The following is a 14,247-nucleotide window of genomic DNA, read 5'->3' as shown; positions in this document are numbered from 1 at the left end:
TGAAAAGGTATCCACTCGAATACATTTTTGCAGCATGCCGTGGCCATTTAATCGCTTGCGATCACATCACTCCTCCCTGAATGGGGAGGCTTCACGTTTGTTTCACGCGCCCCCGGGCAAGATGCCCTCATACCGCAAAGACAGGAGCATGAAATGAACAACGCAAAAGCAATCGCCCTGGTGGCCCTGATGTCTGTCTCTTCCTTCGCCATGGCGGCCTACACCGGCCCCAAGGAGCAGAACAAGGTATCGGTCGCCCAGTTGAAAGACGTGGCCGATGATCAGTGGGTGACCCTGGAAGGCAAACTGGTCAAACACCTGGGTGGCGAAAACTACCTGTTCCGTGACGACAGCGGCGAGGTGGAAGTGGAGGTGGACGGTGACGTGTGGCGCGGTACCGAGGTGGGCCCTGACGATCTGATCCGCGTGCGCGGCGAGGTGGACCACAGCTGGAACAAGACCGAAGTCGAGGTGGAACACCTGGAGAAGGTGGGGGCAGCGCCCCTGAGCAAGGGTGGCTTCATCGCCAAGTAAGTTTTCAGGCCACAGTAAATGGGAAGGGCGCTCCAGGAGCGCCCTTCTTGCATGCCATCAGCCAGCCCGGCTTGCGACGGTTCGCTTGAACCCCTTCTCGGCCTGATTGACCTTGTAGAGATAGCGGCGAGCCTCTGCCTTGGGATGCTGTTCGGTCAGCACCTGATAGACGGCCTCGGGGGAGAGGCGGTTGATCATGCCGGGGGCCGCCTTGCGATCGTTGGAGAAGGTGTTGAGCACCCCTCCCGCACCACCGTTGTAGGCGGAGATCACCGCATAGCGGCGGGACTGGGGATCCTGGATATCCGCCAGATAGACGGTCTGCAGCAGGTGCAGGTAGGCGGTCCCCACATCGATGTTGTAGGCCGGATTGAACAGATCTTCCCTGGTCGGCTGGCCATCCTTGCCCTTGACCCTCACATAGACATCCCGCCCAGCGGTAGCCGGGATCACCTGCATCAGGCCATAGGCGTTGGCGTGGCTGACCGCATAGGGGTTGAAGCTGCTCTCGGTCTTGATCACCGCGTAGATGAGACTCTCGGCGACCCCGTACTTGCGGGAGGCATCGCGGATGATGCTGGCGTATTTGTAGCCGCGCCTGTCTTCGTGGTTGGCCACCATGGGTATGTCGATGAAGAAGATGTTGCGGATCCCGAGGGTGCGCTTCTTCATCGCGTTGGCGATCAGATAGTCGGCATAACGCTCTGCACGCCAGCTGGAGCGGATCGCTTGTCCCTGGTTGTCCAGCACCTGGCCATAGAGGAAGGGCTCGCCACCTGGCATGATCTCACGGTCGGAATAGAGGTCGACCTCTGCCGGATCGTCCGGGGTCAGCAGGGTTTCGATGATGGCGCGACGCAGGTGGGCGCGGGGATCCAGACCCGAGACGGTCTCCACCATGATGTGACCACTGGAGAAATCGATGTGGGCGCGGCTCTTGTACTGATCCGTGTATTTGACGTAGTCAAACTTGCCCGCGAACAGCGCCTCGCGCCCCCATATCTCGTTCACGTTATGGGAGAGCGCACTGATCATGTGTTCAAAACCGCGCACGTCCTTGCCGTTGACCAGGTCATCATCGCCACTCCCGCTGGTCTGGGATGTGGATGAACAGGCAGAGAGAAACAGCAGGGCGCACAGCAGCCCAAAAAAACGACCCATAAGATCCTCAAACCGGGCGGTGGGGCCGCCCGTCACTGACTGGCCTGAGCCAGGATTGGTGTCACCCTGCGGCATATTGACGACTCAGGGGGACGCTGGCCCTTTGACTCGATTCCCGCTCACTGGCTGGGAGGGGTGTAGCCGTCGATCTGGACTTCACCCGCGTCGAACAGATAGCTGACCATCTCTTTTTCCAGCAACTGGCGGTGCTCGAGATTCATCATGTTCAGCTTCTTCTCGTTGATCAGCATGACCTGCTTCTTCTGCCACTCGGTCCAGGCTTCCTTGCTGATGTTGTCGAAGATCCGCTTGCCGAGTTCACCGGGGTAGAGTTGGAAATCGAGACCCGGCGCTTCTTTCTTCAGGCGCAGGCAAAATACGGTACGGCTCATGTTGACCTCTGTGGTTGCAAGTCTGGTTGTAAGTCCGGGTAGGCGAGCAGACGGGCCGTGGCCGCCGCCAATCCCACCTCGGCAGGATGGCGTAAGTTATACCAGAGTCGGGTATCCGCTTCCATGAGCAGGGGGGCGGGCGGAACAGCCATTTCGATCAGCAAAGGGCGAATATCGAGGTGGAAGTGACTGAAAGTGTGACGAAATCCAGCGAGCTCCTGATAGGCGGCATCCTCCAGCCCCAACTCCCGCAGTCGTCCGGTCACCTCTGTGAGGGATTCCACCTGCGGGAAGCAGTAAAGCCCGCCCCAGATCCCTTGCGGCGGACGCTTCTCTAGCAGCAGCTGATCGCCGTGGCGGATGATCAGCATAATGCCGTTGCGTGCCGGAATGCTCTTCTTCGGCTTGCTGTGAGGGTAGGCGGTGGGGTTGCCCTGCGACAGCCCCTGGCAATCGGCCTGCACCGGGCAGCGCTCGCAGGCGGGCTTGCTGCGGGTGCAGACGGTGGCCCCCATGTCCATCATGGCCTGGTTGTACTGGGCCACCCCGACGCGCGGGGTGAGGCGGGTCGCCAGCTCCCAGAGATCGTGCTCGACCTGCTTCTGGCCCGGCCAGCCCGCCAGCGCCAGCCAGCGGGTGAGTACCCGCTTCACGTTGCCATCCAGGATGGCGTGGGGCTGGCCCAGAGAGAGGGAGAGCACGGCCCCGGCGGTGGAGCGACCGATGCCGGGCAGAGCCATCACCTCTTCCAGTTGTTCCGGAAAGAGGCCGCCGTGCAGATCGCGGATCTGCTGGGCGGCCTTGTGCAGGTTGCGGGCGCGCGCGTAGTAGCCAAGCCCGGTCCAGTGATGCAGCACCTCGTCGATGGGGGCGTTGGCCAGGGCCAGCACGTCGGGGAAGCGGGCCATGAACCGCTCGTAATAGGGGATGACAGTGGCAACCTGGGTCTGTTGCAGCATGATCTCGGAGACCCAGACCCGGTAGGGGGTCTTGTCCTGCTGCCAGGGCAGGGTCTTGCGGCCGTGGATCTGGTACCAGTCCAGAATACGGGTGGCGAAAGTGGTGTTGTCTGAGTGGCTCACAGTGTGCTCATGTTCTGATGATAAGTCCGCCCGCCATCAGGAGGGCGATCCCCGACCCGGCGCATGGCAAAGGTCGAGTGTAGGTTATTGATTAAAAAGGGGAGCTCTCGGGCTCCCTCAGAATGGGCGGTGACCCTCCCGGGGGAGGGCCACTGGATGCCGGCAGATCAGCCGCGCCAGTCTTGCAGCGCCTTGAGGCTGGCATACTGGCCGCCGACCTGCAGGACGATGTAGTCCTGGGCGATGGCTGCCAGGATGACACCGGGGGCGATCTCATTGCCCTCGCGCCACTCCCGTCCATTGAGCACGACGGCCCGCTTGGCCGGGTCGGAGGAGTAGTTGTGGGCACCATAGGTCAGGGACGGTACCTGCTGTTTCAGGGCCGGGGCCAGGGCGCCGAGGGGGATGGCACTGGTCTGGACCTGAGCCTGGGGCGCACTCTCTTCCACCAGCGGCGTGTTGTTGAGGGCGGCCATCAGCCGTTCTGCCAGACTCTGTCCCCCCTGGTTTGCGGTAGTCGCAGCCGGGGTTGCGGCAGGTCTTGGAGCGACCACGGGCTCCGGCAAGGGGGGCGGCAGCGGCCGGGTGATCATGGGCCTGGGTTCGACCCGCACGAAGGGAGGAGTCACCACTTCCTTCACTTCGATCTGCTGTTCCACGGGTTTGAGGTGATAGAGGTGCCAGCCATAGTTGGCGGCGGCGCCCATCACCAGGGCCAGGGGCACCAGGGCCCACCAGATCCAGCGGCGGTTGGGCTCCTCTTCCTGGCTCACGGGCAGACCCATGAGCGGCATATGGGGAGTGAACTGGGGCTGGTCGGCCCGGCGCAGGGCCTTGAGCAGGGTGGACATCAGGAGGCCTCCTCGACCATGGGATCCGTCTCATCATCCGCCACGCTGTCGAGATCGACCGGCGTACTGGCTCGCAGGGATTCATCCTCCAGCCTGGGCATGGGTTCGCCGGAGGCCACATTCAGCCGCAGCAGGGTGTTGCTGCCGGCGATGCCGTCCGGGGTCAGTCCCTGCTCGCGCTGGAACTGTTGCAGCTTGTTCTTGAGGGTGGCATCGAAGCGACTCACCTTGCGATCGGGTTGCTGCATGGCGCGGCTAAGGGCGTTGTCCAGCCACTGAACCTGGGCAGCCCCGGCATTGCTCGCTATCAGGGGCACGTTGCCCCTGGGCATGCGCCAGAGCAGGGTGTAGCTGCCGCCCCAGGCGTCGGAGAGCCACTGCCTGTCCACCTGCCAGCTCTGGTTGCCGATGAGCAGGGAAGCCTTGTCCGCCCCCAGGCTGACCAGGGTGGCGTAATAGAGGCCGCCGGTCTCGTCGGTGAGACTGATGAGGGCCGGGTATTGCAGCGCCTGCAATTGCGCCAGGGAGGCTTCTCCCTCCTGGCAGCGCAGGCCCGCACGGGGAGCATTGTCGCAGGTTGCCTCCTCCAGCTCGGCCTGGTAGCCCCATACCTTGTAGAGATTCTGCATGGCGACGTCCGGCTCCAGCGCCTGATTGATGGCGCGGGTCAGCTGGGCCTGCTGCTCCGGCGTGTCATCCACCTTGACCGGTACCTCGACCTTGACCAGGGGGCGGGCTGGGAAGAATCCGAAGAATTGCCAGCCCCACCAGCCGGTGGCGACCAGCAGGGCGCCCACCAGGGCGACCGTCAGGCCGGATTGCCAGCTTCCCTCGTCGCGAATGCCGCTCACCTCATACGCGGACTGGCTGATGTCCCCGTGCACTATCTTGTGGCTGCCACGGGCGAAGGCGGCGATGAGGGCGCGGTCGCAGATGAGGTTGATGAGACGGGGAATGCCCCCGGAGAGGCGATGCAGGGTCTGGATGGCCCTGGGGGTGAAGATGGGCTGGACGCAGCCTGCCACCTGCAACCGGAAGCGGACATAGGCATCCACATCCTGGCGCGACAGCGGCAGCAGGTGATAGCGGGCGGTGATCCGCTGCGCCAGCTGGCGCAGCAGGGGCTGGCGCAGCATCTGTTGCAGCTCGGGCTGGCCGATGAGCACCACCTGCAGCAGTTTCTTCTCGTCTGTCTCCAGATTGGTGAGCAGTCGCAACTGCTCCAGCACGCCGGGCAGCAGGTGCTGGGCTTCATCCACCAGCACCACGCTGCGCTTGCCTGCCGCCAGATTCGCCAGCAGATGATCCCGGATAAGGTCGAACAACTGCTTGAGGCTGGCCTCTTCGCCGTAGGGCAACTGGAATTCGTCGCAGATGGCGGCCAGCAGATCCCGCTCGGTCAGAGAGGGATTGAGGATGTAGGCGATCTCGGTGTCAGCGGGCAATTGCTGCAGCAGGCAGCGGGAGACGGTGGTCTTTCCCGTACCCACTTCCCCGGTCAGCAGCACGAAGCCACCACCGTCCTGCAACCCGTAGTTGAGGTGGGCGAGGGCCTCCCCGTGACGCTCGCTCATATAGAGGTATTTGGGGTTGGGCGAGATGGAGAACGGGGGCTCCGACAGACCGAAGAACTGTGTGTACATAAGGATCCATTCCATTGTTATGGGCGGCAGGTTAAAGCCTCCCAAAAGGGATGTCAAAGACCCGGATACCATAAGGGGAGCTGGCGCGAACCACGGGCTGAGTCGCCCGGGACGATGACGGGAAGCCGCCGCCCGGCTGAGTGATGGCGAGCCTGGTGCGACGGGTGCACATCGTCTCTCTTGGCCAAAAGCGGTATCATCGGGGCAAGTTTATCGAGGGAGAGTGCGCGTGCAGATTTATCTGGTCGGAGGGGCGGTGCGGGATCGCCTGTTGGGATTGCCCCAGGGTGACAGGGATCACCTGGTGGTCGGCGCCACGGTGGAGCAGATGCTGGGTCTCGGATTCACCCAGGTGGGCCGAGACTTTCCAGTCTTTCTTCACCCGAAAACCCAGCAGGAGTACGCCCTGGCGCGCACCGAACGCAAGCAGGGGCAGGGTTACACCGGCTTCGTCTGCCATGCCGCCCCCGAGGTGACGCTGGAGCAGGATCTGCTGCGCCGGGATCTCACCATCAACGCCATCGCCGAAGATGAGGACGGGCAACTGCACGATCCCTACGGCGGCGTGCAGGATCTGGAGGCGCGGTTGCTGCGCCATGTCTCGCCGGCCTTTGCCGAGGATCCCCTGCGCATCCTGCGGGTGGCGCGCTTCGCCGCCCGTTTCCATGCCCAGGGGGTCGTGGTGGCCCCCGAGACGCTGGGGCTGATGCGTGAGATGACGGAGGCTGGGGAGCTGGCCCACCTGACCCCGGAGCGGGTCTGGAAGGAGCTGGAAAAAGTGCTGCTGGGGCCGACACCCCAGATCTTCTTCGAGGTGCTGCGCGAATGCGGCGCACTCAAGGCGCTCTTCCCCGAGCTCGATGCCCTGTTCGGTGTGCCGGCCCCTGCCAGATGGCACCCGGAGATCGACACCGGCATCCACACCATGATGGTGCTGGCGCAGGCATGTCGTCTCTCCCCCGAACTGACCGTGCGCTTCGCGTCCCTCTGCCACGACTTTGGCAAGGGGCTGACCCCGCCCGCCTTCTGGCCGAGCCATCACGGCCATGGCCAGAAGGGGTTGCCGCTCATTCGGGATTTTTGCGAGCGCTTCCGGGTGCCGAACGAGTGTCGCGATCTGGCGCTGCTGGTGAGCGACCTGCATACCCATATCCATATAGCCTTCGAGCTCAAACCCGCGACCCTGCTCAAGGTATTCGACAAGGCTGATGCCTGGCGCAGACCGGAGCGCTTTGCCCAGCTGCTCGATGCCTGTCGCGCCGACTTCCATGGTCGTACCGGCTTCGAAGAGAAGGTCTACAGCCAGCCGGACTATGTCGCTCAGGCCCTGGAGGCGGCGCAGGCTGTGCCGGTCAAGGAGATAGTGGCGGCCGGCTTCAAGGGGGAGGCAATCCGCGAGCAGCTTGCCAAGCGGCGGCTTGATGCCATCAGCCGGGTGCGCGACGAGTGGACCTTTATCGAGGAGTAAACGCCGCAACCGATCGACGCTGAATAGACGGCGTGATATGCGCGAAGCATAAAAAAGCCCGGGTCAATGACCCGGGCTTTTTGTCGTGCGGCGTGGGCTGCTCAGGAGAAGCAGGCCTGCAGCACGTAGAAGATGGCGATGGCCAGGATGGCGCCCGCGGGCAGGGTGATGACCCAGGAGACCACGATGTTGCGCAGCACGCCCAGGTTCAGGGCCGCGATGCCCCGTGCCAGACCGACGCCCATGACGGCACCCACCAGGGTCTGGGTGGTGGAGATGGGCAGACCGGTGCCGGAGGCGATCACCACGGTGGCGGCAGTGGCCAGCTGGGCGGCGAAGCCACGGCTCGGGGTCAGGTGGGTGATGCCGGTGCCGACGGTCGCCATCACCTTCTCGCCCATGGTGGCCAGACCGATGACGATGCCGATGCCGCCAAGGGGCAGGATCCACCAGGCGATGTGGGAGCTGCCGCCGATCTCGCCGCCGGCCGCCACGATGGAGGCGACTGCAGAGAGCGGACCGATGGCGTTGGCCACGTCGTTGGAGCCGTGGGCGAAGGCCATGGCGCAGGCGGTGATGATCATCAGGATGCCGAACACCTTCTCCACGTTGGCGAAGTGCATCTTGCTGTCATCTTTCGGGTTGTACTGCTGGCCGCGGATATAGATCCAGCCAGCAAACGCCACCGCGATGGAGATGGCGACGGAGAGCAGGGCGCCCTCGCCATTGCTCAGGTGCAGACCGACGTGGGTCAGCCCCTTCTTGATGGTGACCAGGCAGATGACCAGGGACGTCAGGAACATGTAGAAGGGGACATAGCGCTTGGCGTTGTCCAGGGGGTTGTCCGTGTTGAAGATGAGCTTCTGCACGCTGATGAACATGAAGTAGGCGATGATGCCCGAGATGGCCGGCGTGACTACCCAGGAGCCGACGATGCCGCCAAACTTGTTCCACTGTACCGCTTCCGGACCGATGCTCACCACGGCGAAGCCCACGATGGCGCCGATGATGGAGTGGGTGGTGGAGACGGGCCAGCCGAAATAGGAGGCCAGGATCAGCCACAGACCCGCAGCCAGCAGGGAGGCGATCATGCCGAGCACCAGCAGATCCGGCGTGTCGGCAAAGGCGTTGCTGTCGATGATGCCGCTGCGGATGGTGGCCGTCACTTCGCCACCGGCCAGATAGGCACCGGCGAACTCGAAGATCATGGCGATGATGATCGCCTGACGGATGGTCAGGGACTTGGTGCCGACCGATGTGCCCATGGCGTTGGCGACGTCGTTCGCACCAATGCCCCAGGCCATCAAAAAGCCGAACAAGGCCGCCACGAGCACCAGGGTGGTGCCGTAATTTGCGATAATGTCCATTAGTAGTGTTTACCCAGTCAGTCGATTACGAACGAGCCAGCATCAATTCCAGACGGGCGCCAACGCGCTCTGCCTGATCAGCCAGGTCACCTACCCATTCGAGGATCTTGTAGAGGAACATAACGTCGATCGGATTGTATTTGTGCTCAACGGCTTGCAGCTGTTGGCGCAGTCCGATCTGCATGGTGTCAGTATCGTCCTCGATGAGATCCAGCTGGTGGATCATCTCGGCAACCATTTCAACTTCACGTCCTTTAAAGCCGGTTTCGAGCAGCTCATCGAGTTCTCCGATGGCTTTTTCGGCTTGGGCGGTCGCATCGATACAGCGTTTGAGATAGGCCATGAAATCGGCGCGCATCTCGGTGGGGAATTCCATCTTGCGGCCAAGCATGCGACCGGAAATATCCTTGGCACGGTTGGCAATCTTGTCCTGCTGGGTCAAGAGCTCCAGCAGATCGGTACGGGCGACCGGCAGGAACAGGCCGCGGGGGAGTTTCAAGCGGATTTCGCGCTTGAGGATGTCCGCTTCTTTTTCCAGCTGGGCGATCTGTTGCCGGATCTTCTCGGCATCTTCCCAGCGGTCTTCAGCGACGGCATCAAAGAAGGGAATGAGCTGTTCGCAGCACACGTGAACCTTGACGATATGCTTCTGCAGCGGCTTGATGGGGGACTTGGCAAAAAGACCCAAAATAGTATTTACTGGCATGGCCAAACCTGTGTCGGTGAAAAAACACTCGATACGATTTTATGAGGGGCGCATGGTAACCGAACTGTGCCATCAATAAAACCGTGAATTAATCGTGAACTGTCGCTGGCATTATATCCTCGCGACCCTGAACATGCCCCCCAAAGTTGCCCGCCAGCCCGGAATGACTATGCAAACTGAGATCGAGATAAAGTTTTTCGTCACCAGCAATATTCAAGAATCCCTCTCCAACCTTCTGAATTCACTAGAGATTATTTCTTCCAATCAAGCCGCTCTTGGCAACGTCTATTTCGACACGCCCGATCTGGGTTTGCGTGGGCTCGAGATGGGGTTGCGCATTCGTCGCAGCGATGATTTTTCCGAGCAGACCATCAAGTGCCGGGGGCAGGTCGTGGGCGGATTGCACGCCAGACCCGAGTACAACACCCCGGTAGAGGGCACCATTCCGACCCTGTCTGCCTTTCCTGCCGATATCTGGCCGAGTCTGGCGGTGCGCGATGAACTCCAGAGCCGTCTGGTGGCCCAGTTCAGCACCGATTTCCTGCGCCGCCACTGGCTGATCGCATTCGGAGATGCCGAGATCGAGCTGGCCTGGGATCAGGGGGAGATTGCCGGTGCCCTGGGGCGTACCGGGATCGACGAGCTGGAGCTGGAGCTGAAATCCGGTGATGCCCGCGCCCTGTTCACCCTGGCGAGCAAGCTGGCGGCGCTGGGAGGATTGCGGCTGGGTGCCCAGTCCAAGGCGCAGCGCGGATACAGGCTGGCTGGGCTTGGCAAACCACTGGCCGTGCAGCCCCTGCAAAGGATTGAGGGCAAAGATCAGAAGGCCAGCATTACCCTGGGTATGCAGCACTGGCAGTATCATGAGCAGCTCTGGCTCGAGAGTGACGATGCTGGCGAACAACAACGGGCGCTGCATGCTCTGCTCGAGGGGGTATCCCTGGTTGCCGAGGCGGCAGGCACGCTGACGGTGCCCCCCTCCTGGCTGGCCGGCCTGCAGGCGCAACAGCGTCTGATGATGCAGGTGGCCGGGGATCGTGCATCATTGCATGCCCTGTTCCACCATGCCGACCTGGTGGGCCTGCAGTTGTCCATCGCGGCCTGGCTGCATCTGGGGGAGTGAATCCTCGGTGGTGCAGAGCGCAAAAAGGTGAGCCCGGGCTCACCTTTTTCATGGCAGTTGCACCTTGAGCGGCGCTATCAGTTCACCACGGCCACGTTGATGGTGCCGTTGCCCTGGGTCATGCGGACCCGGGCGCCAGGCACAAAGGTGGGGCTGGCCTTTTGTACCACCACGATGGATTCGCCGTTCTCTTTCTTGATCTCGAGCTCGACCCCGTCAACCTGGTTGAGTTTGTCCCCTGCCGCCTTGCCGGCCGCCGCACCCGCAATGGCGCCACCGGCCGCCGCGATGTCACTGCCACGACCGCCGCCTATGGTGCTGCCGAGCAGGCCGCCGACCACGGCACCGCCAATGGTGCCGATCAGGGAGTTCTCATCGGCCTGGATCTTGACGGGGCGGGTGGAGAGGATGGTGCCATAGCTGACGGTCTGTACCTGCTTGGCGCGATCCTTGGTGTAGACATCGCCGGAGTAGACGTCGCTGTTGGCACAGCCGGTGATGGCGGTGGTGGCCGCCAGCAGGGTGACGAGAGCAATACGTTTGAACATGATGGGCCTCCTGGGCGGGCATCGGATTAATCTGGTGATGAATTGCACTTTACGCCAACCAGATTGCGCATTAAACCCGCAAAGTGTAACCAATTATGTGGCCGGAAGGCTCCCGTGCCGGTGGTGGATGGTCAGGTCAGGGCTTTTTCCAGCAGCAGGCGATCCTCGCCCGGCCCGAAGTAGCCTCTCTCTTCTGCCAACTGCTGATAACCCAGCCTGAAGTAGAGGCGCTGGGCCGGATTGGCGGGATCCACGGTCAGCCTCACCCGGGCAACCTGCAAATGCGCCAGAGCCTGCTCCACCTGCAACATCATTTGCTCGGCCAGGCCGAAGCCGCGCGCTTCGGGACGCACTGCGAGGGAGAGCAGCCAGCCCTGCGACCGATCCTGACCAAGCCCCCCGAGGGCATAGCCCAGCAGCCGGCCTTCCCGTTCCGCGACGACCAGCAGTTCGGGCCACAGATCCATGGCCTGGCGAAAGAAGAAACCGGGGTAGACATCCTCGCCGAAGACATCGGCATCTATCTGCCAGATGGCGTGCATGTCGGTGTGGGTGGCAAGGCGCAATACGGGGGACGAGTGCATCGGGGCTCCTCTGATCGGGTCTCTGCTGCGGGGCAGCCAAAAAGGAGGCACAGGGTAGAAGGGGCGGGGAGTCGATGCAAGGGGGGCATTTGTGGCATGTCGCAGATAAAGAAACAGGGCCCGCAGGCCCTGTGTCATCAGAGGAGGCTGGTTGCCTGCTCCAGCCAGGCGAGATCCTCGCCCTCCAGCAGCGGACTCAGACGGCGGTAGACCTCCGCATGGTATTCGTTGATCCAGCGGAACTCCGCCGGACTCAGCAGGCTGCGATCGATGAGGCGGATGTCGAACGGCACATAGGTCAGTCGCTCGAAGCCCAGCATCGGCAGCTCGCCACGGGCCTCCTGTTCGGTCACCACCACCAGGTTTTCACAGCGGATGCCGAAGGCATCTTCCCGGTAGTAGCCCGGCTCGTTGGAGAGCACCATGCCCGGCTGCAGGGCCACCAGGCTGCCCTTGGGGGCGATGCGCTGCGGGCCTTCGTGCACGCTGAGGAAGTGGCCGACCCCGTGGCCGGTGCCATGGTCGTAGTTGTAGCCGGCCTGCCACAGGGGCATGCGGGCCAGCACGTCGAGCTGGATGCCGGCTGTACCGCGGGGGAAGCGGGCCTGATCCAGGGCAATATGACCCTGCAGCACCCGGGTAAACATGGCCCTGTGCTCGTCGGTCACCTCACCCACCTTGACGGTGCGGGTGATGTCGGTGGTGCCGTCCAGGTACTGGGCGCCGGAGTCCACCAGATAGATGCTGTCCTGGCCGAAGGCCCGCGGGGTACCGTTGGTGTGGCGGTAGTGGCACATGGCGGCGTTGGGGCCGAGTGCCGATATGGTGTCGAAGCTCGGCTCCACATAGTGCTCCTGCTCGTGGCGGAAGGCTTCCAGCTGGTCTGCCAGGGTGCCTTCGTCCACACCGTCGAACTCGCCGCTGGCGATCAGGCGATCCAGCCAGGCCAGGAAGCGGGTGACGGCAACGCCGTCGCGCAGATGGGCGGCGCGCATGCCGGCCAGCTCCACGGGGTTCTTGCACGCCTTGGGCAGCATGGTGGGATCCTGGCCGGCCACCAGAATGGCGCCTGCCTCTTCCATCACGAGCTGGGTCCAGGCGTTGGCGGTGTTGGGGTCGGCCAGCACCTTCTGCTGATCTTCGCCGATGCGCTGCAACACGTCACCCAGCTTGTCGATGGGGTAGACGGAGACATCCTGCCCCACGTGCTGGCTGAAGGCGAAGCAGTCGATCTTGTCGGTATCGACGAAGAAATCCATGGTGGTGTTGGCGTAGAGCACCGCAAAGCCCAGCACCACCGGCAGGCGTTCCACGTCGCGACCACGCAGGTTGAGCAGCCAGTTGATGGGCTCGGCCTGGGTCAGCAGCACCGCATCCAGCCCGCGCTTGCGCAGATCGCTGGCCAGCATTTCGCGCTTGGCCTGGCTGGACTGGCCCGCCAGCTCCTCGCTGTAGAGGATGACAGGGCTCTTGGTCGGAGCGGGACGATCGCTCCAGTGCAGATCGATGGGGTTCTCGTCGATGCGTACCAGCTCGATGCCGTGATCGGCCAGCACGGCGTTGGCGTTCTGATACCAGGCCAGGCTGTGCAGGCGAGCATCGAAACCGACCCGGGAGCCTGAGGGCAACTGCTCCGCCAGCCACTGCACGTGGGGGTCTTCATTGAGGTGGAGAAACTCGAACAGCTCGGCCGGCGCCTGCATGCGCGCCTGCACGGTATAACGACCGTCGATGAACAGGGCCGCCCGATGCGCCATGATGATGGCGAGCCCGGCGGAGCCGTTGAAACCCGTGATCCAGTCCAGCCGCTCGGCATAGGCGGGAATGTACTCCCCCAGATGCTCGTCGTCGTGGGGAACGATGAAGGCGTCCAGCTCCAGCGTGGCCAGTGTGGCCCTGACCTGGGCGACGCGGGTTTCAATAATCTCGAAATGGTTCATGTCGTTATTGCCAGCTTGTGGTGATGTGAGTGTTCATTGATGGTGGCCGCTTGCCAGGATCTGTCTGATCGATTGGCCTGCCGCCTCGATGTGTTGCTTGAGCAGTACCACTGCTTCGTGCTTGCGCCGGGCGCGGCACAGTTCAAGGAGTCGGGCGTGCTCCCGCTCGGCTTTGTCCACGCCGCCCTGGGCGAACAGCAGTTCGAAACGCACATAGCGGTCGCAGCTCAGATTGATCTGGGCGATGAGGTCCAGTGCCTGGGGGCGATTGGCTGCCTGGTAGAGGGTGGCGTGAAAGCGGTGATTCAACTCGGCCCAGTGTTCGATCTGGGTGCCAGACTCCAGCGCCAGATCAAACTGGGCGAGGATGGCTTGCGCCTGGGCGAAGGTCTCCTCCGTCATCAGGTCGACGGCGTGGAACAGGGTATCGGCTTCGAGCAGTGCCCGCAAATAAAAGAGCTCCTCGATGGCCGAGGCATCCAGCATGGTCACCACGGCGCCGCGATGGGCCTCGAACTTCACCAGCCCCTGCGCTTCCAGTTGCATCAGGGCTTCCCGCACCGGGATGCGGCTCACCGCCAGCTCCTTGGCGATGGCGTCCTGGCGCAGGGGGGCGCCCGCAGCAAACTCGCCACGCAATATCCGGCCGCGGAGGTTCTCCATCACCATCTGGGTTCGGGTCTTGTAAGGTGGGGTCATGCTGGGGTCACGGGCAGGTTGCAAAATTGTATATTGTATAAAGTTTGGCTGAATCTAACGCGCAAGGGCCGTCAAGGCAAGGCTTGGCGGGAGCCATATGCCGCGCATCGGCCAAAAAAATACCGGCCAGCAGGGCTGACCGGTACGGG

General features: G+C 62.7%; 14 protein-coding genes. 3 read left to right on the top strand and 11 right to left on the bottom strand.

Going from position 1 to position 14,247, the window contains the following annotated elements; genetic code table 11:
- Positions 1-153 precede the first annotated feature (153 nt).
- Complete coding sequence (locus AB5Y89_RS07785; RefSeq protein WP_039040598.1) at positions 154-534, top strand: YgiW/YdeI family stress tolerance OB fold protein; 381 nt, start codon at positions 154-156, stop codon at positions 532-534.
- Between the two features lie 57 nt (positions 535-591).
- On the opposite strand, the gene mltC is transcribed toward AB5Y89_RS07785, so the two are convergent.
- The 5 genes from mltC to AB5Y89_RS07760 all read right to left on the bottom strand — a co-directional run bounded on the left by mltC (position 592) and on the right by AB5Y89_RS07760 (position 5,663).
- The gene (gene mltC / locus AB5Y89_RS07780; RefSeq protein ID WP_323932328.1) at positions 592-1,695 is read right to left on the bottom strand and encodes a membrane-bound lytic murein transglycosylase MltC; all 1,104 of its coding nucleotides are present in this window, start codon (positions 1,693-1,695) and stop codon (positions 592-594) included.
- 119 nt (positions 1,696-1,814) lie between these two features.
- Positions 1,815-2,087, bottom strand: a complete 273-nt coding sequence (locus tag AB5Y89_RS07775; protein WP_010675742.1) for an oxidative damage protection protein — start codon at positions 2,085-2,087, stop codon at positions 1,815-1,817.
- A complete protein-coding gene (mutY, locus tag AB5Y89_RS07770; protein WP_042014850.1) occupies positions 2,084-3,169 on the bottom strand; it encodes an A/G-specific adenine glycosylase in 1,086 nt (361 codons plus the stop codon). The genes AB5Y89_RS07775 and mutY overlap by 4 nt, the downstream gene beginning before the upstream one ends.
- Before the next feature lie 167 nt (positions 3,170-3,336).
- A complete protein-coding gene (gene exeB / locus AB5Y89_RS07765; RefSeq protein WP_182956709.1) occupies positions 3,337-4,020 on the bottom strand; it encodes a GspB family T2SS assembly factor variant ExeB in 684 nt (227 codons plus the stop codon).
- Complete coding sequence (locus AB5Y89_RS07760; RefSeq protein ID WP_010675739.1) at positions 4,020-5,663, bottom strand: ExeA family protein; 1,644 nt, start codon at positions 5,661-5,663, stop codon at positions 4,020-4,022. The genes exeB and AB5Y89_RS07760 overlap by 1 nt, the downstream gene beginning before the upstream one ends.
- 229 nt (positions 5,664-5,892) lie before the next feature.
- Here AB5Y89_RS07760 and AB5Y89_RS07755 point away from each other — a divergent pair, with 229 nt between their 5' ends.
- Entirely contained in the window at positions 5,893-7,131 is a 1,239-nt protein-coding gene (locus AB5Y89_RS07755; protein ID WP_368223371.1) for a multifunctional CCA addition/repair protein, read from the top strand.
- Between the two features lie 101 nt (positions 7,132-7,232).
- On the opposite strand, the gene AB5Y89_RS07750 is transcribed toward AB5Y89_RS07755, so the two are convergent.
- The gene (locus tag AB5Y89_RS07750) at positions 7,233-8,498 is read right to left on the bottom strand and encodes an inorganic phosphate transporter (protein WP_039040595.1); all 1,266 of its coding nucleotides are present in this window, start codon (positions 8,496-8,498) and stop codon (positions 7,233-7,235) included.
- Between the two features lie 25 nt (positions 8,499-8,523).
- Entirely contained in the window at positions 8,524-9,204 is a 681-nt protein-coding gene (locus AB5Y89_RS07745; RefSeq protein WP_010675736.1) for a TIGR00153 family protein, read from the bottom strand.
- A gap of 169 nt (positions 9,205-9,373) precedes the next feature.
- On the opposite strand from AB5Y89_RS07745, the gene AB5Y89_RS07740 reads away from it, so the two are divergent.
- The gene (locus AB5Y89_RS07740) at positions 9,374-10,327 is read left to right on the top strand and encodes an inorganic triphosphatase (protein ID WP_368223369.1); all 954 of its coding nucleotides are present in this window, start codon (positions 9,374-9,376) and stop codon (positions 10,325-10,327) included.
- A gap of 77 nt (positions 10,328-10,404) precedes the next feature.
- Here AB5Y89_RS07740 and AB5Y89_RS07735 read toward each other — a convergent pair whose 3' ends face one another.
- From AB5Y89_RS07735 to AB5Y89_RS07720, 4 genes are all read right to left on the bottom strand, one after another.
- Positions 10,405-10,875, bottom strand: a complete 471-nt coding sequence (locus tag AB5Y89_RS07735) for a glycine zipper 2TM domain-containing protein (RefSeq protein WP_010675734.1) — start codon at positions 10,873-10,875, stop codon at positions 10,405-10,407.
- 131 nt (positions 10,876-11,006) lie between these two features.
- A complete protein-coding gene (locus tag AB5Y89_RS07730) occupies positions 11,007-11,459 on the bottom strand; it encodes an N-acetyltransferase (protein ID WP_042882408.1) in 453 nt (150 codons plus the stop codon).
- 137 nt (positions 11,460-11,596) lie between these two features.
- Positions 11,597-13,399: an aminopeptidase P family protein gene (locus tag AB5Y89_RS07725; protein WP_045522080.1), complete on the bottom strand. Its 1,803-nt coding sequence runs from the start codon at positions 13,397-13,399 to the stop codon at positions 11,597-11,599.
- Between the two features lie 33 nt (positions 13,400-13,432).
- Entirely contained in the window at positions 13,433-14,098 is a 666-nt protein-coding gene (locus AB5Y89_RS07720) for a GntR family transcriptional regulator (RefSeq protein ID WP_069784269.1), read from the bottom strand.
- Between the last annotated feature and the right edge of the window lie 149 nt (positions 14,099-14,247).

It is taken from the genome of Aeromonas sp. s4 (assembly GCF_040907855.1).
GTDB lineage: Bacteria > Pseudomonadota > Gammaproteobacteria > Enterobacterales > Aeromonadaceae > Aeromonas > Aeromonas caviae.
Note: the sequence above shows the minus strand (reverse complement) of the source record. Positions and strands in the feature narration are given on the sequence as shown.

Bases quoted from the DNA above. Each gene is read 5' to 3' on its own strand.
- AB5Y89_RS07785 (WP_039040598.1), top strand. From the start codon at position 154: ATGAACAACGCAAAAGCAATCGCCCTGGTGGCCCTGATGTCTGTCTCT.
- AB5Y89_RS07730 (WP_042882408.1), bottom strand. From the start codon at position 11,459: ATGCACTCGTCCCCCGTATTGCGCCTTGCCACCCACACCGACATGCAC.
- AB5Y89_RS07745 (WP_010675736.1), bottom strand. From the start codon at position 9,204: ATGCCAGTAAATACTATTTTGGGTCTTTTTGCCAAGTCCCCCATCAAG.
- exeB (WP_182956709.1), bottom strand. From the start codon at position 4,020: ATGTCCACCCTGCTCAAGGCCCTGCGCCGGGCCGACCAGCCCCAGTTC.
- AB5Y89_RS07740 (WP_368223369.1), top strand. From the start codon at position 9,374: ATGCAAACTGAGATCGAGATAAAGTTTTTCGTCACCAGCAATATTCAA.
- AB5Y89_RS07735 (WP_010675734.1), bottom strand. From the start codon at position 10,875: ATGTTCAAACGTATTGCTCTCGTCACCCTGCTGGCGGCCACCACCGCC.
- AB5Y89_RS07725 (WP_045522080.1), bottom strand. From the start codon at position 13,399: ATGAACCATTTCGAGATTATTGAAACCCGCGTCGCCCAGGTCAGGGCC.
- mltC (WP_323932328.1), bottom strand. From the start codon at position 1,695: ATGGGTCGTTTTTTTGGGCTGCTGTGCGCCCTGCTGTTTCTCTCTGCC.
- AB5Y89_RS07720 (WP_069784269.1), bottom strand. From the start codon at position 14,098: ATGACCCCACCTTACAAGACCCGAACCCAGATGGTGATGGAGAACCTC.
- AB5Y89_RS07775 (WP_010675742.1), bottom strand. From the start codon at position 2,087: ATGAGCCGTACCGTATTTTGCCTGCGCCTGAAGAAAGAAGCGCCGGGT.
- AB5Y89_RS07750 (WP_039040595.1), bottom strand. From the start codon at position 8,498: ATGGACATTATCGCAAATTACGGCACCACCCTGGTGCTCGTGGCGGCC.
- AB5Y89_RS07760 (WP_010675739.1), bottom strand. From the start codon at position 5,663: ATGTACACACAGTTCTTCGGTCTGTCGGAGCCCCCGTTCTCCATCTCG.